Origin of the sequence: Aliiroseovarius halocynthiae (assembly GCF_007004645.1) — a bacterium.
GTDB classification, from domain to species: domain Bacteria; phylum Pseudomonadota; class Alphaproteobacteria; order Rhodobacterales; family Rhodobacteraceae; genus Aliiroseovarius; species Aliiroseovarius halocynthiae.
Window position 1 is genome coordinate 58550 of the sequence record NZ_ML660022.1, and the last position, 19141, is coordinate 77690.

Consider the following 19141-nt stretch of genomic DNA (forward strand, 5'->3'; position numbering starts at 1 on the left):
GTCAACCAAGGATTGATTCAAATTCAGTACATCCCGGGGGCGCTGAAGCTTGACGTTTGGTTTTGCTTGAAATGACCGGCGGTCATTGTGCAGCCTATGGAAAGCTGAGGAGACTACGATGATACAAGCAATCCGTGTTTTGATGAATATGGGCAGCCTGCACCGGCTGTTTCCATTCTGGCTGTTTGGGCTGTTTGCCTTGGTGTATTGGTTCACGCCATGGCTGATATTGGCCATCGCTTATGGCATGGTCGCGCAATTCTTCGTCGAATACGTCATGCACCGTTTCCTTCTGCATCGCGAACCACCCACGGACCAAGGCGTGTTCAACGACCTGTACCGAAGCCATATTGGCCATCATGAATTCCCCAATGACCCCGAGTTCTTCACAGGCGGCGATCACTGGTATGCTCTTAAATTCGGAACAATCTCGTTCGTGGTTCATACGCTGATCCTGTGGCCATTCCTTGGCTTGGGGCCTGCGGCGTTGTTTGCCTATGTCGCGCTGTATGTGGGATCAGTCAGCGCCTTCACCTTCTATGAATATTGCCACACTCTGGCCCATGTAAGCGTGCCGAAAGGCTGGTTCGGACAGCGCGTCACGCGCACCCACTTGGCTCACCATTTTCAGGATCACGAAGCGACCTTCCATGTCAGCTTCGGCATGAACTGGATCGACCGTCTGTTCGGCACCAAGCACGACCCTGAACTGGCGCGCGAGCGGTTTGACCGCGACACCATCCTGTCCATGGGCATGGATCCCGAGGATCTGCGTCTGGTCACCGCCCGCAAGGCCTTTGGCATCAAGAAAGTGCCGCGCGGCAAGCTGACCCGCAAGCAGGCACCGCAGACGCAATAAGCTCTACAGCAGTGACATCAGGCGAATCATCAGCTGGTATGGCAGGCTGCGCTTTGCCAGCTCGTTGGTGGTTCCGCTGATATACAGCCCCGTCGAAGGCGCATGATAGGCAAACGCCCCGCTGATCCCCGAATGCCCCAGCAGATCCGGCTGGCGTTTGAAGGGCGAGAAATACCAAGGCGTGTGAAACATCATCATCCCCGTCCCATTGCGCAGCGGGAAGAAGATGCGCCGATACTCTTGCACCTGCATGACCCGGGCGATGTCAAACAAAGCACCTTCATAAAAGGCTTTCAGAAAGCGCAGCATCTCGGCGCTGGTGGAATATCCGCCACCATCCAAGCGCGTGCTTTCCAGCGCGGCGGGGATCGACAGCGGGGCCTTGTTCATTCGCAGCGGCAGCGCAGGCACGGTGGACCCGTCGCGCCGAAACAGCCCGGTTGATGTCAGGCCAAGCGGACCCGCGATACGGGTTTGAACGACGGTGGCCTCGTCCTGTCCAGTCACCGCTTTGATGATGCCGCCCAGCAATTGAAACCCGGTATCCGTATAAGATGCCTTACCCGCCGCGCCGGGCGGAAACAGTGGCGTCAGGCTTGTTTTATTCGCGTCAATCACGTCCTCAAGGCTCCACGCCTTGTCTTGACCCTGCAACATGCCTTCCGCAAAGACGCTGCCATCCACACGTTTCTGTTCGAAATAATCCGCCAACCCCGCGCGATGTGACAGAAGCTGGCGCACTGTGATCTGCGCCGTGTAATCCTGCCCCTTATAGAAATGCAGGCCGTCCAACGCGCCCTCGGGGAAGAACGCGGTGATAGGATCGTCCAGCGACAAATGCCCCTCGTCCCGCAACTGAAAGATCATCGCAGATGCGAAAAGCTTGGTGGCGCTGGCCAGAAAATAACCTGCGTCGGGATCGCCCGACGTCGCGCCCGCACATCCTGCAAAGCTATGGATGTCATCCTGTCCGGAAAAGCCCAGACTGACCTGCAGATCGGGCAGGCCCTGCGCCTTTTGGAAGCGGTCAATGCAGGTCTGAATGCGGACAGTATCAAGGGTCATATCAGCGTCGTCCTTCAAAACACGCGCCATAGTTGCTGAACGCGCCCGCAGACACAACAGGCCAGATCATCGCGGCTTTCGCTCATTTTAGTGCCATTTCTTTGTGACAACTTCCCAATGCTCTTTTTTTCCTATACAGAGCGCCCATCTGAGACGTGACGCTTCGGTCCCGGCGCATGAAAAGATAGAGGGATCGGCGGCAATGGGGCCGCCATGATAACGGGAGACCCGGAGGGCCGGGAGTGCTCCCAATTAGGAAAACATGATGTTTGACGTAACCAAAAAATCGATGGAGTGGGGCGAAGAAACCCTCACTCTGGAAACGGGCAAGGTTGCCCGTCAGGCCGACGGTTCGGTCATCGCCACTCTGGGCGAGACCTCTGTCATGGCCAACGTGACCTTCGCGCGCCAGCAGAAGCCCGGTCAGGACTTCTTCCCGCTGACAGTTCACTATAACGAAAAATATTATGCCGCTGGTAAAATCCCCGGTGGCTTCTTCAAACGCGAAGCCCGTCCGACCGAAAAAGAGACGCTGACCTCGCGCTTGATCGACCGCCCGATCCGCCCGCTGTTCGTTCCCGGCTTCAAAAACGAAGTTCTGGTGATCTGTACCGTGCTGTCGCATGATCTGGTCAACGACCCCGACATGGTTGCTATGATCGCGGCATCGGCGGCTTTGACCATTTCGGGCGCGCCCTTCATGGGTCCGATCGGCGCCTGCCGCGTTGGTTTCGAGGATGGCGAATACATCCTGAACCCGACCTGCGACGACATGCACGATCTGCGCAACAACCCGGACCAGCGTCTGGACCTTGTTGTCGCCGGCACCAAAGACGCCGTGATGATGGTGGAATCGGAAGCCTACGAACTGTCCGAAGCTGAAATGCTGGGCGCGGTGAAGTTCGCGCACGAGCAGATCCAGCCGGTCATCGACCTGATCATTGATCTGGCCGAAGACGCCGCGAAAGAGCCGTTCGACTTCCAGCCTGCCGATTACTCGGAGCTGTACGAAGCTGTAAAAGCCGCTGGTGAAGACAAAATTCGCGCGGCTTACGGCAACACCGACAAGCAGGAACGCGTTGCTGCTGTTTCGGCTGCCAAAGCTGACATTATCGACGCCCTGACCGAAGAGCAGCAAGAGGACGCAAACCTCGGCACTGCTCTGAAGAAGCTGGAATCGGCTGTTGTACGTGGCGACGTTGTGAAAACCGGCAAGCGTATCGACGGTCGCGCACTAGACACTGTCCGCGCCATCGACAGCACGGTTGGCATCCTGCCGCGTACACACGGTTCGGCCCTGTTCACACGTGGTGAAACCCAAGGTCTGGTTGTGACCACTCTGGGCACCGGCGACGACGAGCAGATGATCGACGCGCTGACCGGCACCTACAAGTCGAACTTCCTGCTGCACTATAACTTCCCTCCGTATTCGGTTGGCGAAGTTGGCCGCTTTGGCCCTCCGGGCCGTCGTGAAATCGGTCACGGCAAGCTGGCATGGCGTGCGCTGCAGGCGGTTCTGCCGTCGGCAACTGACTTCCCCTACACCATCCGTCTGGTATCCGAGATCACTGAATCGAACGGTTCCAGCTCGATGGCGTCGGTCTGTGGTGGCTCGCTGTCCATGATGGACGCGGCTGTTCCGCTGAAAGCGCCTGTTGCTGGTGTGGCCATGGGTCTGATCCTGGAAGATGACGGCTCGTACGCTGTTCTGACCGACATCCTGGGTGACGAAGATCACTTGGGCGACATGGACTTCAAAGTGGCTGGTACCGAAAACGGCATCACCTCGCTGCAGATGGACATCAAGGTCGCAGGCATCACGCCCGAGATCATGGAGAAAGCTCTGGAGCAGGCCAAAGGTGGCCGTCTGCACATCCTCGAAGAGATGGGCAAGGCGCTGACCGAAGGTCGTCAGGAATTCTCGGCGCACGCACCGCGCATCGAGACCATGAACATTCCGACCGACAAGATCCGTGAAGTGATCGGCTCGGGCGGTAAGGTCATCCGCGAGATCGTGGAAGTGTCGGGCGCCAAGGTCGACATCAACGACGACGGCGTGATCAAGATCGCTTCACCCAACGGCGACGCCATCAACAAGGCTTACGAGATGATCCACGCGATCGTCGCCGAGCCGGAAGAAGGCGCAGTTTACACCGGTAAAGTTGTGAAGATCGTCGACTTCGGCGCCTTCGTGAACTTCTTCGGCAAGCGCGACGGTCTGGTGCACGTATCCCAGATCGAAAACCGCCGCCTGAACCATCCTTCGGACGTTCTGAAGGAAGGCCAGGAAGTCAAAGTCAAACTGCTTGGCTTTGATGACCGCGGCAAAGTTCGCCTGTCGATGAAAGTTGTCGATCAGGAAACCGGCGAAGAGGTTGCCCCTGAGCCGAAGAAAAAGAAAGAAGACGCTGACGAGTAATTCGAACGGTTCGGGGTAACCCGAACCGGCACCCGGTCTCGGCTGAGTGCGTGTTTTCAACCAAACGAAAGCCCCGGTGGAAACGCCGGGGCTTTTTCTTGACGTAAAGCGTTAACCCCACATCCATCCCGCGCAGCTATAGGTCATAAAATCGGCAGAAATCCCCGTTACGAAGCTTCAGAACGCCGATAAACAACCTATTGAGCACATAAGTAACCTTAACGCAGGCCAACTCATGACGGTAACTGGCACCCCGACGGATGGGGACGACATTCTGGACGGAGACAACGCCAACGACACCATCGCTGGCGAACAGGGGAATGATACCATCTCGGGCGGGGGTGGGGCCGACATTATCTATGGCGATGTGCAATATTTGGACAATGGCAGCCTGCAATCCAACCAGGGCGACAACGGCTGGAGCGCAGGAAGCATTGATGGCTGGTACAATACTGGATCGGGCGGCACGATCGAGCGTTGGGGGTTTGGCTTCGGTGGGTTAAACCCGGCCGACGGCGGCACCTTTATCGAGCTTGACGGTAACACCAGCGGCATTGACCATGTCCAGACAGATACCGACCTGCAAGATGGGGTCACCTATCAACTGACGTTTGATCACGCGGCGCGGCCCGGAAGCAGCGCAGGCGATGATTTCGAAGTTACTGTAAATGGCATTGTGGTCGCCACGATATCTCCGTCATCCATCGGCAGCTTCACGACGACCACAATCACCATCACAGGCGCCCCCGGAACCGATACGATTGGGTTCCGCGAAATTGCCAGCCAAGACAACAGCCTTGGCGTATTGCTGGACAATGTCAGCATCTCGCTGACGCCCGCGAGCGCAGCGGCCAGTGGATATTCATTCAATGACATCATCGATGGCGGCGCGGGTAATGATCTGATCTATGGCCAAGAGGGTGACGACCAGATCACTGGCGGCACCGGTGATGACTATATGGAAGGCGGCATTGGAAATGACGTCTTCGTGCTGGCCGACGGCAGCGGCGACGACACGGTCGGCGACTTCAACATCGGCGAGGACCTGCTGGACGTCACCGCGCTGAATGACGACACGGGAAATCCGGTCGATGTGAACGATGTCACTGTCACATCGGATGGCGAAGGCGGATCAATCCTGACCTTCCCGAATGGCGAAACCGTACGGCTTGTGGGCGTGCCGCCATCAGATTTGGATACTGATGCCAAGCTGATGGATGTGGGTATTCCCTGTTTCACCGCCGGAACGCTGGTCGAAACGCCAAGCGGCCCCGCACGTATCGAGGATCTGGCCGACGGCGCTTTGGTCCTGACCCTAGATGCCAACAGCGGAAGGCCCATAGCCAAACCGCTTCTTCGCAGCTATCACCGTCGGATCGACACAGATGCACTGGCCGCAAACCCCAAGCTTCACCCCGTTCGCATAACCGCAGGGGCCTTGGGCGATGGTATGCCCAAGCGGGACCTGCATGTGTCGCGCCAACACCGGATGCTTGTATCCTCGAAAATCACCTGCCGGATGTTTGGCGCACGCGACGTGCTGATCCCAGCCATTAAGCTGACTGTGCTGCCGGGGATTTATGTTGATGATCAGGTGGATGCGGTGACCTATGTCCACCTGCTGTTTGACACACATGAAGTTCTGATCGCCGAAGGCGCACCCAGCGAAAGCCTGTACACAGGCCCCGAAGCTCTGAACGCAATTGCGCCCGAAGCCCGCGACGAGATCCTGACCATCTTCCCCGAGCTTCTGGATGCGCAACATCTTCCCGATCCTGCACGCCTGATCCCTGACATGATGCTGCAAAAGCAATTGGTTGCGCGGCATGCAAAGAACATGAAGCCGTTGTTAGAGCTGTATCGAGCTCCGCTGTAGTAGCTATCCCCGGAAACGGCGCGTTAAAAATTGAAGATCGGTTTCTCGTGCTTCACGTCCCGCCGTCCGTCCGGCCCAAGCTGCCACACGTCCCGCCCTTCGATAACGACGGCAGCCATGTCTTTCCCATGCCCTGCGCCCGTGTCGATATTCAGGCGATTGCCGTAATGCGTCACTTCGTCGACCGGCGTATGCCCATGCACGATCAGTGGGCCGTGATTGGTGTCGGACTGATGGAACTCTTTACGGATCCAGCACAGGTCATCCTCGGTCTGGTCTTCAAGTGCGACTCCCGGGCGGATGCCTGCATGGGCGAAGTATAGGTCATCTAGACGGTAGAATGACGGCAGGCCCGCCAAGTATGCGCGATGGCTTTCTGGCACAGCGGCACGCGCGGACGGATGGAACTGGAAGGTGCGCAGCCCCTCGCGCACCTCAACACCATAGCTCGCCAGCGTTTCGATCCCGCCTATCCGCGCATGCAGCCAGTTATAGTCATACAGAAGCTGAGTGTCGACCATGGGATGTTCACGCAGGAACATCTCCATCATGCGGTCATGATTGCCTTTCAGCACCACCCAATTTTCGCCGCGCGCTTGGCCATCGATCACATATTGGATCACGCCTTTGCTGTTTGGGCCACGGTCCACAAGGTCTCCGATATGAACAACCGGAGCAGCGTCGTCACCACACCGTGCGCGGTCTTCCGCAATCAACGCATGTGCCGCTTCCAGCTTATCCAGATGGCCGTGAATATCTCCGATCGCGTAAGCGCGCGTCATGTCGGTATGTCCTTGTGGGTTTCGATGATGCCAAATTCCCCGCGACCCGCGTCTTTGTCCAGCCCAGAATGGAGGGCAATACAAATTATGGAAGAGGGACTTCCCCCTATGAAACACGCAGTAGCAGAGTTTATCGGCACCATGACCTTGGTGCTGTTCGGATGTGGCGCCGCCGTCATCGCCGGGGCCGATATTGGCCTGACCGGTATCAGCTTCGCCTTTGGCCTTGCCTTGATCGGTATGGCCTATGGGATCGGCAGCGTGTCGGGCTGTCACATCAACCCAGCCGTGACCATCGGCGCCGTGATTGCAGGTCGCCTGCCCAGCTCCAAAGCCGTGACCTATATCCTTGCACAAATGGCCGGTGCCGTGGTTGGCGCCGCGATCCTTTACGTCATCGCGACCGGAAAAGGTGGCGGATATGACGTCGCCGTATCTGGTCTGGGGCAGAACGGCTGGGGTGCAGGATATCTTGGTGAATACACCATGACCGCCGCCTTCGTATTCGAACTGGTCGCGACCTTCTTGTTTGTCGTGGTGATCCTTGGATCCACCGGGGCAGGAGCACCCGCTGCTGTGGCCGGCATGGCCATCGGTCTGACCCTGGTTGTGATCCACCTTGTCGGCATCAACGTGACCGGCGTGTCGGTAAACCCCGCCCGGTCTTTTGGGCCTGCCTTATTTGCCGGCGGCCACGCCATCAGCCAGCTTTGGCTGTTCTTTGCGGCCCCCATTCTGGGCGCTGTCGCAGCAGGCGTTCTGTTCAGATCAGGCCTGCTTGACGCTGACTGATCCGCAAACAGAAAAGCCCCGGAAATCCGGGGCTTTTCTTTGACTTCAGCGTCTTAGACGTCGAATTCCAGCGGGCTGACCGAATTGAACAGGCCCGTATCGCAGAGCTTCTTCAAGATCGGCTCTGGAATCGAATTGTCCACATAAAGCAGCGCAATTGCGTCACCGCCGGTCTCTTTCCGGCCAAGCGTAAAGTTGGCGATGTTCACGCCGTTTTCGCCCATGGTTTTCCCCAGCGTGCCGATAATGCCCGGCACGTCGTTGTTGGTCGTGTAAAGCATGTGTTGACCAATCTCGGCGTCGATATTGATGCCTTTGATCTGGATAAAACGCGGCTTGCCGTCCGAGAAGACTGTGCCCGCGATCGAGCGCTCGCGGTTTTCCGTCACCACGGTCACCTTGATGTACCCGTCAAATGTGCCGCCCTTGGCTTGTGTCGTTGTCGAGGTTTTGATCCCACGATCCGCAGCAATAACCGGCGCCGACACCATGTTCACATCCGGGGTTTGCGGCTTGATCAGACCCGCGATCACGGCGCAGTCCAGCGCCTTCAGGTTCATCTCGGACGCAACACCGTCATAAAGGATGTTCACAGCCTTCACCGGCTCGTCCGTCATCTGACCTACGAAAGCACCCAGATGCTCGGCCAGTTTGATCCACGGGCCCATGACCTTGGCTTCCTCGGCAGTCACAGACGGCATGTTCAGCGCGTTCTGAACGGCACCGGTCAACAGATAATCCGACATCTGTTCCGCCACCTGCAGCGCCACGTTTTCCTGCGCTTCGGTCGTTGCCGCACCAAGGTGCGGGGTGCAGACCACGTTGGGCAGGTTGAAAAGCGGGTTTTCGGTCGCAGGTTCTTCGGCGAAGACGTCAAATGCAGCGCCGGCAACGTGACCCGATTTCAGCAAATCTGCCAAGGCTTCTTCGTCGACAAGACCACCGCGGGCACAGTTGATGATGCGCACACCGGCTTTGGTTTTCAACAGGTTCTCGCGGCTTAGGATGTTGCGGGTCGCGTCGATCAGCGGCACGTGCAGAGTGATGAAATCGGCGCGGGCCAGCAGCTCGTCCAGCTCGACCTTTTCGACGCCCATTGCGTCGGCTTTCTCTTCCGACAGGAAGGGATCGTAAGCGACCACTTTCATCTTCAGACCCAGCGCACGGTCGCAGACAATGCCACCGATGTTGCCTGCACCAATGACGCCAAGCGTCTTGTTGGTCAGCTCGACACCCATGAACTTCGACTTCTCCCACTTCCCTGCATGGGTCGAGGCCGAAGCTTCCGGGATCTGACGGGCAACAGCGAACATCATCGCAATGGCGTGCTCGGCGGTGGTGATCATGTTGCCGAACGGCGTGTTCATAACGATCACACCGGCTTTCGACGCGGCTACTTTGTCCACATTGTCGGTACCGATCCCAGCGCGCGCAACAACCTTCAGGTTTGTCGCGGCTTCAAGGATCTTGTCGGTCACTTTGGTGGCCGAGCGGATCGCCAGACCGTCATATTCGCCGATCTTGGCAGCCAGAGCGTCCTTGTCTTTACCCAGCGTGGGTTCGAAGTCTACTTCGATGCCGCGGTCGCGGAAAATCTGAACGGCGGTTTCCGAAAGCTTGTCGGATACGAGAACTTTGGGGGCCATGGTGTTGGTCCTTCTTCAAAGATGATGGGGAAGGCTCTGCGCGTCGTTGCGCAGAGCAAATTCTTTATTGTTCTGCGATCTCGGCATTGAACGCCCAATCCAGCCACGGCATCAGGGCCTCGACGTCCGACGTCTCGACCGTGCCGCCGCACCAGATGCGCAGACCGGCAGGGGCGTCACGATATGCGCCAACGTCCAGCGCCACACCTTCTGCTTCCAGACGTTTGGCAACGGCCTTGGCAAAGGTTGCACCATCTTTGATGCGATCGTCGGTGAACTTCAGGCAGACCGAAGTGTTCGACAGCGTCGCCGCGTCTTCGGCAAGGAAGTCGACCCAATCGCGCATCTCGACGAAATCCGCGACGGCTTTGGTGTTGGCGTCCGCGCGGTGGATCAGGCCTTGCAGCCCGCCAACCGAACGCGCCCAATCAAGTGCGAACAGATAGTCCTCGACCGCAAGCATCGACGGCGTGTTGATCGTGGCTCCGGTAAAGATACCTTCGATCAGCTTGCCGCCTTTGGTCAGGCGGAAGATTTTCGGCAGCGGCCATGCGGGGGTATAGCTCTCCAGACGCTCAACTGCGCGGGGGCTCAGGATCAGGATGCCGTGTGCAGCCTCGCCACCCAGCACTTTCTGCCAAGAGAACGTGGTCACATCCAGCTTGTCCCACGGCAGGTCCATCGCGAACGCGGCCGAGGTCGCGTCACAGATGGTCAGACCTTCGCGGTCATCGGCAATCCAGTCGCCATTCGGAACACGTACGCCCGAGGTGGTGCCGTTCCAGGTGAAGACAACGTCATTTGCAAAATCTACGGATGCCAGATCAGGCAGTTGGCCGTAATCGGCGGTTTTGGCGACGGCGTCCAACTTCAGCTGTTTATTCACATCCGTGATCCAGCCCGAACCAAAGCTTTCCCATGCCAGCATCTCGACCCCGCGGGCACCCAGAAGCGACCACAGCGCCATTTCAACCGCGCCAGTGTCCGACGCAGGAACAATGCCGATCTTATAGTCAGCGGGGATGCCCAGCACGTCGCGCGTGCCTTCGATAGCCGCTTTCAGCTTGTCCTTGCCGATGGCGGCACGGTGCGAGCGGCCCAAGGCGGCGTCGGCCAAGGCATCAAGATTCCATGTGGGGGGTTTGGCACAGGGGCCAGACGAAAAACGCGGATTTGCCGGCCGCGTAGCCGGTTTCGAAATATCAGTCATGATACCCTCGCAGATATGTGCCCTTCGTTGGGGAAGGGTGTCCCACTGACCGAAGTAAGGCGCGTTCGGATGCTGCACAAGCAAAAAAGCGTCGGATTTGACGTCTGACATGTCGAAAACGGGCACGAAATGACCACTATCGGAAACTCGCGTCACAGCTGGAAACCCGGCTTTCAAGCTGCGCAGGCCGATTAATGCTTGTGAACCTTGCCTGATCTGCCGCATGAAACAGGCAACCAAAAGACCAGATGAAAGCCCACGCATGTATATCGCCACGCTGATCGCCTCGCCCTCTGTCCGCAACCTCGAGCCCGCACTGGTCGAAAACCTGCGCAACGCGTGGGGCGGAGGTGACGCCGCATGGCTGGCGCCGGACGAGGCGGCCGAGTTTTCGCTGGACGCGCTGCCTGACAATCAATGGGACGTGTGGGAAGATCTGCAAAATATGGGCATCGACCTGATCGTTCTGCCCGCTGTAGGGCGCAAGAAGAAGATGCTGCTGGCAGATATGGACTCGACCATGATCCAGCAGGAATGCATCGACGAACTGGCGGACGAGGCGGGCGTCGGTGAGCGCGTCAGAGACATCACCGCGCGTGCGATGGACGGCGAGCTGGACTTTGAAGGCGCCCTGACCGAACGTGTCGGGCTTCTGAAAGGTCTGCCCGAAAGCGTTATTGGCGACGTTCTGGCCAATCGCATTACCTTGATGCCGGGGGGCAAGGCACTGTTGGCGACGATGAAAGCAAACGGCGCTTACGCGGCGCTGGTGTCCGGGGGGTTCACGGCGTTCACCGCCCATGTCGCAGCCACGTTGGGCTTTGACGAAAACCGCGCCAATACGTTGAACGCCAACGGCGGCGCGCTGACCGGCACGGTGGGCATGCCCATCTTAGGGCGCGAGGCAAAGGTGCAGGCGCTGAAAGAGATCACCGCCCGCCTTGGCCTGTCTCATGATGAGGTAATGGCCGTGGGCGATGGTGCCAATGATCTGGGCATGCTTGGACTGGCTGGCGCGGGGGTTGCCCTTCACGCTAAGCCATCTGTTGCCGCCGAATGTGATATCCGCATTAACCACGGCGACCTGACCGCACTGCTCTACATCCAAGGCTATGCCCAGTCAGACTTCGTAAATGGCTGAGTTTTCAACGGAAATCTTGCTGTTCCTGCTGGTGGCAGGTTTTGTTGCGGGCTTTATCGACAGCATCGCGGGCGGAGGCGGTTTGATCACTGTCCCGGCCCTTCTTCTGGCGGGCGTCCCCCCCGTGACTGCGCTGGCAACGAACAAAGTGCAGGGCTTGTTTGGCGCAGGTATGGCTGCGGTGACTTATGCGCGCAAAGGGCATGTCAATCTGCGCAGGCAGATAAAACCAGCCGTCATATCCTTTGTGGCCTCTTTGGTTGGCGCGTTGTCAGTCAACGCCCTTCCGACCGAATTGATCCGCTGGATCCTACCCATCCTGATGGTCGCCATCGCGCTGTTCTTCGCCCTGAAACCGGGACTGGATGACACGGACCGACACCAGCGCCTGACGCCAGCGCTGTTTACCCTCACGTTTGTCCCTCTGATCGGCTTCTACGATGGCCTTCTTGGCCCTGGAACCGGGGCGTTCTTCATGCTGGCATTTGTCGCCATGGCAGGTCACGGCATCTTGAAAGCCACAGCCCATACCAAACTTCTGAACTTCGCCTCGAATGTGGGCGGGCTGGCTGGGTTCCTGCTGGTCCTCTCACCGCTTTGGGTAATCGGCCTTGCCATGGGTGCCGCCCAAATGGCGGGCGCCTATGTCGGATCCTCGCTTGCCTCGCGCATCGGAGCCAAACTTATCAAACCCCTGCTGGTCATCGCGTCTTCCGCCATGGCGCTTAAACTGATCACCGATCTACTATAGCTTTTCTCGTCCGAAATATCCTGGGGTAGTCTGACGTTCCGCAGGAATGTCAGACAAGGGGCAACGCCCCTCAGGCTCACGAAGTGAGCCACCGACAGCGCGGTTTCCGTCAGGAAGCCGCTCCCGCCCCTTACGCGACCTGACGGTCGGTTCGGGTTGGGTGTAGCCCCGAGCTGGCGCTCGGGGCATGGCGGCTTACAGCGTCAACAGCGCTTCAGACGGCCGGATGCTGCCAGTATTCAGCCCCGCGAAGTTCAACACATCCGGGTTCAGACGTTTCTTCACATCCGGATGCGCCGGATCCAGAACGCCCAGCTTCACCAAAATCGCCGCGACAGCGCATTCGGACGCGCGAGTCGAGCCGTCCTCGATCTTCAGCGCCACGCCCACCTCCAGCTCGGGGATGATCGCGACAAAGAACGCCTCGGCTCCGGTCTTCAAAGCAACTTTTCCTGGGGCCGAGCGCATCAGCTCGGTACAGGCGCGGGTTTCACCGGCCACCAGATCGGGGTGCAGCATCATCGCTTCGCGCAGTCGAACGGATGCCCGCGCGCGCGCGTCGCCATCCTCTTTCGCGGCGGCGAACCCTGCCATGGCCCGGCCCATGCCCAAAAGCGAACTGGCGTGATTGGGTGCAGAGCAGCCGTCGATCCCATATCCGGGGCTAACCTCGTCCGTGACTTCTTCAAATGCTTGCTTGATGGCCACCTGAATTGGGTGATCCACGTCGACATATTCCGGGTCCGTCGCCCCCATATGGCGGCTTAGCGTCAGGAACCCCGCATGTTTGCCCGAGCAATTGTTGTGGATGCGGCAGGGGCTGTCATCTGTCTTGATCAGCCCAACCTTGGCGGGCTTGTCGGCGGGCCATTGCGGACCGCAGCGCAAATCATCAGCACCCAGCCCCATATCCGCCAACCAATGCGTCACACGGTCGGTGTGAATGGCCGCACCCTGATGGCTGGCGCAGGACAAAGCCAGCTGCTCGGTCGTCAATCCGGCCGCATCTGCGGCACCACTTTCCACAAGCGGTAAGGCTTGCAACATCTTGGCGGATGAACGCGGCAAAATCACCTGATCGGGATCCCCCCAAGCATGCACAATCGCGCCCGTTTTATCGACAACAACGGCGTGTCCCCGGTGCTGACTTTCCAGAATGCCACCACGCCAGACCTCGACCAAACGTTCTGCGTTGCTCATCTTGTTCTCCCACTTCCCAGAAACACGCGGAATTCCGCCGCTGGGGCTTTCATTACCCTGTCTTTTCACGCTAAACTGCGCGTGCAGACATGGAAACGACCTGAGCGGTTTGGTCAAGGGCCACTTAAGATGGCCATGACAGCGCGACGGTCCGAGGCAGAGGCAGCGGAGGCTGTATTAGACATGAATCGTTTGATTTTGGGTGCAATAGGTGCCTTTGGACTGTCAGTGGCAGCGACAGGTGTCATGGCACAAGAAAGCTCGAACCGGGTGGCCGCGAACACCGATTGGAGCGTTTTCGTCGAGAAAAACCCGACCGAGTGCTGGAGCGTCTCTAGCCCTAAGGAAACGGTGAACACCCGCAACGGCCGCGCCGTTGCTGTGAAGCGCAGTGATATCCTGCTGTTCGTCAGCTATCGCCCCGGCAACAAAGTGAAAGGCGAAGTGTCCTTCACGGGCGGCTATCCCTTCGCGCCGGGTTCGACCGTGGATATGACGATTGGCAGCAACAGCTTCCAGCTGTTCACTGACGGCGAATGGGCTTGGGCAGCAAGCCCGGCAGATGACACGAAAATCATCAAGGCGATGAAGGGCGGCGCCAAGGCGGTACTGTCGGCACAATCGGCACGTGGCACGAAGACACAGGACTCGTTCAGCCTGCTGGGCTTCACAGCCGCCGTGGACGAAGCCAGTAAGCGCTGCACCAATTAAAGCGCTTCGGTTTTCCCGACCGACTAAGGTTATCTGCCACGCGGGGGTGAAAACCTTCGCGTGACAAGCTATGTATGTTGCCCTATAGACTGCCGCCCTGCACGGTAAGGAACGCGACATGGACCCCAAGGCCCCAATCACTCAGGATGTAATGACCATCCCCCGCAAGACCATTGAGGCTGGCAAGCGCAACCTCGTGGGGATGACGCGCGACCAGATGCGGGATGCGCTGATCGAAATGGGCACGCCTGAAAAGCAGGCCAAGATGCGCACAGGTCAGATCTGGCAGTGGATCTATCAGTGGGGCAAACGCGACTTTGCCGACATGACCAATCTGGGCAAAGCCTATCGCGCTCAACTTGCCGAGCATTTCGTGATCGAGATCCCCGAAGTCGTGACCCGTCAGGTATCCGAGGACGGCACGCGCAAATACCTGTGCCGCATCGCGGGCGGGCACGAGGTCGAGGTCGTGTATATCCCTGAAGAAGGGCGTGGCACGCTGTGTATCTCGTCTCAGGTTGGCTGCACGCTGACCTGTTCTTTCTGTCACACCGGCACGCAGAAACTGGTGCGCAATCTGACCGCTGGTGAAATCATCGGTCAGGTGATGATGGCACGCGACGATCTTGACGAATGGCCTGTCCCCGGTGCGCCCAAGGATGAAACCCGCCTGCTGTCCAACATCGTGCTGATGGGCATGGGCGAACCGCTGTATAATTTCGACAACGTACGCGACGCGATGAAGATTGCGATGGACGCCGAGGGCATCCAGCTATCGCGTCGCCGCATCACTCTGTCTACATCGGGCGTTGTCCCTGAAATCGCCCGCACTGCCGAGGAAATCGGCTGCTTGCTGGCGATCAGCTTTCACGCCACCACGGATGATGTGCGTGATGTGCTGGTCCCGATCAACAAACGTTGGAACATCGAAGAGCTGTTGGGCGCGTTGGCGGATTATCCTAAGGCGTCGAACAGCGAACGGATCACGTTTGAATACGTGATGCTGGATGGCGTGAATGACTCAGACGAAGACGCGCATCGCCTGATAGACCACATCAAGCGCCACAACATCCCGGCCAAGATCAACCTGATCCCGTTCAACGAATGGCCCGGCGCGCCTTACAAGCGGTCTTCGAACAACCGCATCCGCGCCTTTGCGAACATCATCTATCAGGCTGGCTATGCCAGCCCGATCCGCAAAACACGCGGCGAGGATATCATGGCGGCTTGTGGCCAGCTGAAATCTGCGACCGAACGTGCCCGCAAGTCGCGAAAGCAGATCGAAGCAGAAGCGGGTCTGAACACCTAGATGCCCCTTTGAGTGGTATAGAGAGATATTTATTCTTTCTTAAGTTGACGACCTGCATCCAAGATCTTTAACACTGAAAACAGTTGGGCACATCCGTGTCCAGCTGCTTCACAACCTGAACCTTAAGACACCCTGCCTTAGATATCGAGACGCCCCCGCGTCCGAACCAATTGGCTTGTGTAAATCAACGGGACGACCTGATGAGATCGACAACTTTTTGCTGCGTGACCTTTCTGACTGCAGCCCCCGCCTATGCCGAAGGCCGTAAGTTCGAGTGTACCTCTGTCGAGGATGGAAGTGTTATCAAACTGTGGCAGGATGCCGAGGGCCGACACGGCCATCTGGACACGCCCATCCTGTCAAAAGACGCGCAGGTCCTGCACGGGCTGCATGACAAAAACGATGATTTGGCTGCCGAGACGTTTCTGGTGGTCGACGATGATACAGTTCTGACATTCACCATCGACTTCAAAAAGCTTACATATGATATGAACGCCAAGGGTGTGATCAACGATATTGATCATGGAACCTGTGTCGAGCTGACGGGATAACCCACCGGCACATCGCATGGTCCTAATGAAGCGCGGCTATGGTCCGCGCTTCATACTTCTTCAAAAACATCCGCGCTGGTTGGCGGGCGGGATGGGAACGGTCTTTTAGCTCGGGGAACAGCGCAATCAGCTCGTTATAGGTCTCTACATCGGCGCGCGCGTGATAGTCCCCGACAAAGAAGCTTTCGGATGGTGCGCCATTGGCAAACACGATTTGATGGCAGTCAAACATGACATGGTAATAGGTCACTCTTTCAACGGGGCGTTGCGTTACCGCTGTTCCATCCACCAGATGCTTTGCCGCACACAGCGCCTCGGCCTCGCCAAGCAACAACTCACAGCGCCAGTCAGACATGTACATTCGGTGCTGTTGGGATACGTATAAAGGTGCGGTGTTTCCGATAGCCCCGGTGGCAAATCGGACAGGTGCAAACCGCCCCACCCCCGGCACAGATTGAACACCAATCCACCGCACGGGCTGGGGACCAAAATCCAAAGTATCGACCAGATCACCAACTTGCAGGTTTTCGACAGCCACTTGCCCGGTTGGCGTCTGCAAATGCGTTCCAGCGGCGAAACACGCGACGGTAATGTTGTCTTCTGGGATATTCAGATAGGTGATGACCCGCCCGTCAGCAAAGGTAATTTCGCCGCTAAGCCCGCCCGGACTGAAGGGAGAAAACGTAGCACCCGGCGGCAACACCATTGAATCGTCACCAGCACTACCGTTTACGAACGACGTGTTCTCGCCAACAAAAATCGTATCGTCACCACCACCACCGATTAGGTTGCCCGAGCTTGTGCCTGCAATCAGCGTGTCGTTACCAGAACCACCGCGAAGGTCGTCATTCCCACCACCGCCGATCAGTGTATCGTTACCGCTTCCGCCTCGGATCTGGTTGTCGCCGGATCCACCGATCAGAGTGTCGTCCCCGCCGCGCCCGCGAATGGTGCCTCCGTCGCTGCCACTGTCGGTAAACGTGTCATTTCCTGATCCTCCACGATAACCAGTGCCACCTAGCCCCACCGACCCACTGACATTTGCATCCGCATTGTTGGCGCGAAAGGATACGAAATTGCTGAATGCCCCTCCACCCAGATCTGCATTGGAGAAACTGGTTACAACGCCGGAAGTCGTGTCCGTGATCGTGATCCCAGTGGCGGTCATCACGATTTGATGGGTATTCGCTACGCCGGTCGCGTCGAAAGTGCTATCGCCGTCGATCGTCAACCCAGCCCAAAAGGCTGGATCAAGAACCTGCGCCGTCGTAGGCGAAATAAATACCGGCATACGCGCCCCCGGTGAACTCTACATCTATGTAACAAGAATCACCCAAAGAGTGTATCAAATGCAAGCTTTTGAAGTTCTTAAGGTCAACGCGGCGGATTTCGCCGGGCCGCTTGCCCATATCATTTAGCCCACGCAAGCCTGACGGGAACGGGCGTAATCAACTGAATAGGGTATAATCGCAGACGGTCTAACGCATTTTCCCGCACCTAGCGCGCAAAACAGGTCCTTATCGCCTGACTGCTGATCCGAAGAACCTCAAAAAGCCCACTGTCGGACAACTCATTTCGTTTCCCGACATCGCGTATCTGGTTCCTGATTCGAGGGGTGATCTCATCGGATCGCCCCTCTGGCAGCAAAGCGAGTATTTCTCGGGCCACCTGAACATACCCGTCATTCAACACTTCGATTTCGACCGCCGCGCAATTGCAGCGGCGCTGGACATCAGAAGCATATATAAACTCAGCATATCGCCCAACCCGGTGGCGCTGGGCGATTCCAGCCTTCATATGCTCGCCACACTGATCCGCATAGCTTTGCGCCGCGGGAGACAACGTTAGCTCTGAGTGCTTGACGTCATTCGTGAACGAACTGAAACGTATGAACCCAACAATGGTTCCGGCCATGAGGGCGGCAATCAGGCCCGCGCCTAATACCACCGCCACACCACGCATCCGTTACCGCCCCGGCAACTCATCCCGCGCTTCGGCGCTGGGCCAGTTGTCGATGGCATCCACCGCTTCCTGCGCGGTTTCGACGAATTTGAACAGGTCCAGATCCTCGGCGCTGATGGTGCCCGCGTCGGACAGAGCATCCCAGTTGACGATCTTGGTCCAGAAATCGCGCCCAAACAGCAGAATCGGAACTTTCTTCATGCGGCCGGTTTGGATCAGGGTCAGCGCCTCGAACAGTTCGTCCAGCGTGCCGAAGCCGCCGGGGAAGATCGCGATTGCCTCGGCGCGCATCAGGAAGTGCATTTTGCGGATGGCGAAATAGTGGAAGTTGAAGCACAGATCGGGCGTCACGTATTCATTCGGGGCCTGCTCATGCGGCAGAACGATGTTCAAGCCGATGGACACACCGCCCGCATCTTCTGCACCGCGGTTTCCGGCCTCCATCACGCCGGGGCCGCCGCCCGTCACGACGACGTTCTCGCGATGGTTGTTCACCTTCGACCGCAGCGTCATCAGACGCGCGAACTCACGTGCTTCGTCATAGAACTTGGACAGATCGGCCAGCGTTTGCGTACGCGCCGTGTCTTTCTTCGACGGCTCTGGGATACGGGCGCCGCCGAACAGAACCACGGTGCTTTCCACGCCGTATTCCTGCATCAACAGTTCGGGCTTCAGAAGTTCCAGCTGAAGACGTACCGGGCGCAGTTCGTCCCGGCACAGAAACTCGGGATCGTCAAACGCCAGCTTATAGGCAGGCGCACGGGTCTGTGGCGTATCCGGGGTGTGGTGCGCGGCCTCGCGGTCTTGGTGGCTGTCGCGAAGCGGGTGGTTACGATCGTCTTTCATAGCACTGGTCCTGTCACGTTT

17 protein-coding genes are annotated in these 19141 nt (G+C 58.0%); 9 read left to right on the forward strand and 8 right to left on the reverse strand.

Features of this window, described 5'->3' with window-relative positions; all coding sequences use genetic code 11:
• The first annotated feature begins 118 nt into the window (after positions 1-118).
• Positions 119-859 carry a sterol desaturase family protein gene (locus FIL88_RS11840; protein ID WP_142854086.1) on the forward strand — a complete coding sequence of 247 codons (741 nt, stop codon included), beginning with the start codon at positions 119-121 and terminating at the stop codon, positions 857-859.
• Between the two features lie 3 nt (positions 860-862).
• Here FIL88_RS11840 and FIL88_RS11845 read toward each other — a convergent pair whose 3' ends face one another.
• The gene (locus FIL88_RS11845; protein WP_185960927.1) at positions 863-1924 is read right to left on the reverse strand and encodes a serine hydrolase domain-containing protein; all 1062 of its coding nucleotides are present in this window, start codon (positions 1922-1924) and stop codon (positions 863-865) included.
• A 265-nt stretch (positions 1925-2189) separates the two neighbouring features.
• Between FIL88_RS11845 and pnp the strand changes: the two genes are divergently transcribed.
• Positions 2190-4343 (forward strand): polyribonucleotide nucleotidyltransferase, encoded by a 2154-nt coding sequence (pnp, locus tag FIL88_RS11850; RefSeq protein ID WP_142854088.1) that lies wholly within the window; start codon positions 2190-2192, stop codon positions 4341-4343.
• Between the two features lie 235 nt (positions 4344-4578).
• Positions 4579-6219: a Hint domain-containing protein gene (locus FIL88_RS11855; protein ID WP_142854089.1), complete on the forward strand. Its 1641-nt coding sequence runs from the start codon at positions 4579-4581 to the stop codon at positions 6217-6219.
• A 23-nt stretch (positions 6220-6242) separates the two neighbouring features.
• Here FIL88_RS11855 and FIL88_RS11860 read toward each other — a convergent pair whose 3' ends face one another.
• Positions 6243-7001 (reverse strand): metallophosphoesterase, encoded by a 759-nt coding sequence (locus FIL88_RS11860; protein ID WP_142854090.1) that lies wholly within the window; start codon positions 6999-7001, stop codon positions 6243-6245.
• Positions 7002-7109: 108 nt separating this feature from the next.
• On the opposite strand from FIL88_RS11860, the gene FIL88_RS11865 reads away from it, so the two are divergent.
• Positions 7110-7793: an aquaporin gene (locus FIL88_RS11865; RefSeq protein WP_142854091.1), complete on the forward strand. Its 684-nt coding sequence runs from the start codon at positions 7110-7112 to the stop codon at positions 7791-7793.
• Positions 7794-7846: 53 nt separating this feature from the next.
• Here FIL88_RS11865 and serA read toward each other — a convergent pair whose 3' ends face one another.
• Together serA and FIL88_RS11875 are read right to left on the reverse strand one after the other, a co-directional pair.
• A complete protein-coding gene (serA, locus tag FIL88_RS11870; RefSeq protein WP_142854092.1) occupies positions 7847-9439 on the reverse strand; it encodes a phosphoglycerate dehydrogenase in 1593 nt (530 codons plus the stop codon).
• 64 nt (positions 9440-9503) lie between these two features.
• Positions 9504-10649, reverse strand: a complete 1146-nt coding sequence (locus tag FIL88_RS11875; RefSeq protein WP_142854093.1) for a phosphoserine transaminase — start codon at positions 10647-10649, stop codon at positions 9504-9506.
• Positions 10650-10911: 262 nt separating this feature from the next.
• Here FIL88_RS11875 and serB point away from each other — a divergent pair, with 262 nt between their 5' ends.
• Both serB and FIL88_RS11885 read left to right on the forward strand, forming a co-directional pair.
• Entirely contained in the window at positions 10912-11790 is an 879-nt protein-coding gene (gene serB / locus FIL88_RS11880) for a phosphoserine phosphatase SerB (protein ID WP_142854188.1), read from the forward strand.
• Positions 11783-12541 (forward strand): TSUP family transporter, encoded by a 759-nt coding sequence (locus tag FIL88_RS11885; protein ID WP_142854094.1) that lies wholly within the window; start codon positions 11783-11785, stop codon positions 12539-12541. Before serB ends, FIL88_RS11885 begins: the two co-directional genes overlap by 8 nt.
• Before the next feature lie 195 nt (positions 12542-12736).
• Here FIL88_RS11885 and FIL88_RS11890 read toward each other — a convergent pair whose 3' ends face one another.
• Complete coding sequence (locus FIL88_RS11890; RefSeq protein WP_142854095.1) at positions 12737-13741, reverse strand: asparaginase; 1005 nt, start codon at positions 13739-13741, stop codon at positions 12737-12739.
• A gap of 183 nt (positions 13742-13924) precedes the next feature.
• On the opposite strand from FIL88_RS11890, the gene FIL88_RS11895 reads away from it, so the two are divergent.
• The 3 genes from FIL88_RS11895 (at position 13925) to FIL88_RS11905 (ending at position 16312) form a co-directional block, all read left to right on the forward strand.
• Positions 13925-14452 carry an invasion associated locus B family protein gene (locus tag FIL88_RS11895; protein ID WP_142854096.1) on the forward strand — a complete coding sequence of 176 codons (528 nt, stop codon included), beginning with the start codon at positions 13925-13927 and terminating at the stop codon, positions 14450-14452.
• Between the two features lie 118 nt (positions 14453-14570).
• Complete coding sequence (gene rlmN, locus FIL88_RS11900) at positions 14571-15761, forward strand: dual-specificity RNA methyltransferase RlmN (RefSeq protein WP_142854097.1); 1191 nt, start codon at positions 14571-14573, stop codon at positions 15759-15761.
• A gap of 200 nt (positions 15762-15961) precedes the next feature.
• Positions 15962-16312 (forward strand): hypothetical protein, encoded by a 351-nt coding sequence (locus FIL88_RS11905; RefSeq protein WP_142854098.1) that lies wholly within the window; start codon positions 15962-15964, stop codon positions 16310-16312.
• A 22-nt stretch (positions 16313-16334) separates the two neighbouring features.
• Here FIL88_RS11905 and FIL88_RS17055 read toward each other — a convergent pair whose 3' ends face one another.
• The 3 genes from FIL88_RS17055 to FIL88_RS11920 form a co-directional block, all read right to left on the reverse strand.
• Complete coding sequence (locus FIL88_RS17055; protein WP_142854099.1) at positions 16335-17603, reverse strand: Hint domain-containing protein; 1269 nt, start codon at positions 17601-17603, stop codon at positions 16335-16337.
• Between the two features lie 206 nt (positions 17604-17809).
• Positions 17810-18274 (reverse strand): hypothetical protein, encoded by a 465-nt coding sequence (locus FIL88_RS11915; protein ID WP_142854100.1) that lies wholly within the window; start codon positions 18272-18274, stop codon positions 17810-17812.
• 3 nt (positions 18275-18277) lie between these two features.
• Positions 18278-19120, reverse strand: coding sequence for an LOG family protein (locus FIL88_RS11920; RefSeq protein WP_142854101.1), 843 nt, complete (start codon positions 19118-19120; stop codon positions 18278-18280).
• Between the last annotated feature and the right edge of the window lie 21 nt (positions 19121-19141).

What these genes read in the sequence shown, in the direction of transcription:
- FIL88_RS11840 (WP_142854086.1), top strand. Translation starts at nt 119, where the DNA reads ATGATACAAGCAATCCGTGTTTTGATGAATATGGGCAGCCTGCACCGG.
- FIL88_RS11845 (WP_185960927.1), bottom strand. Translation starts at nt 1,924, where the DNA reads ATGACCCTTGATACTGTCCGCATTCAGACCTGCATTGACCGCTTCCAA.
- pnp (WP_142854088.1), top strand. Translation starts at nt 2,190, where the DNA reads ATGTTTGACGTAACCAAAAAATCGATGGAGTGGGGCGAAGAAACCCTC.
- FIL88_RS11855 (WP_142854089.1), top strand. Translation starts at nt 4,579, where the DNA reads ATGACGGTAACTGGCACCCCGACGGATGGGGACGACATTCTGGACGGA.
- FIL88_RS11860 (WP_142854090.1), bottom strand. Translation starts at nt 7,001, where the DNA reads ATGACGCGCGCTTACGCGATCGGAGATATTCACGGCCATCTGGATAAG.
- FIL88_RS11865 (WP_142854091.1), top strand. Translation starts at nt 7,110, where the DNA reads ATGAAACACGCAGTAGCAGAGTTTATCGGCACCATGACCTTGGTGCTG.
- serA (WP_142854092.1), bottom strand. Translation starts at nt 9,439, where the DNA reads ATGGCCCCCAAAGTTCTCGTATCCGACAAGCTTTCGGAAACCGCCGTT.
- FIL88_RS11875 (WP_142854093.1), bottom strand. Translation starts at nt 10,649, where the DNA reads ATGACTGATATTTCGAAACCGGCTACGCGGCCGGCAAATCCGCGTTTT.
- serB (WP_142854188.1), top strand. Translation starts at nt 10,912, where the DNA reads ATGTATATCGCCACGCTGATCGCCTCGCCCTCTGTCCGCAACCTCGAG.
- FIL88_RS11885 (WP_142854094.1), top strand. Translation starts at nt 11,783, where the DNA reads ATGGCTGAGTTTTCAACGGAAATCTTGCTGTTCCTGCTGGTGGCAGGT.
- FIL88_RS11890 (WP_142854095.1), bottom strand. Translation starts at nt 13,741, where the DNA reads ATGAGCAACGCAGAACGTTTGGTCGAGGTCTGGCGTGGTGGCATTCTG.
- FIL88_RS11895 (WP_142854096.1), top strand. Translation starts at nt 13,925, where the DNA reads ATGAATCGTTTGATTTTGGGTGCAATAGGTGCCTTTGGACTGTCAGTG.
- rlmN (WP_142854097.1), top strand. Translation starts at nt 14,571, where the DNA reads ATGGACCCCAAGGCCCCAATCACTCAGGATGTAATGACCATCCCCCGC.
- FIL88_RS11905 (WP_142854098.1), top strand. Translation starts at nt 15,962, where the DNA reads ATGAGATCGACAACTTTTTGCTGCGTGACCTTTCTGACTGCAGCCCCC.
- FIL88_RS17055 (WP_142854099.1), bottom strand. Translation starts at nt 17,603, where the DNA reads ATGCCGGTATTTATTTCGCCTACGACGGCGCAGGTTCTTGATCCAGCC.
- FIL88_RS11915 (WP_142854100.1), bottom strand. Translation starts at nt 18,274, where the DNA reads ATGCGTGGTGTGGCGGTGGTATTAGGCGCGGGCCTGATTGCCGCCCTC.
- FIL88_RS11920 (WP_142854101.1), bottom strand. Translation starts at nt 19,120, where the DNA reads ATGAAAGACGATCGTAACCACCCGCTTCGCGACAGCCACCAAGACCGC.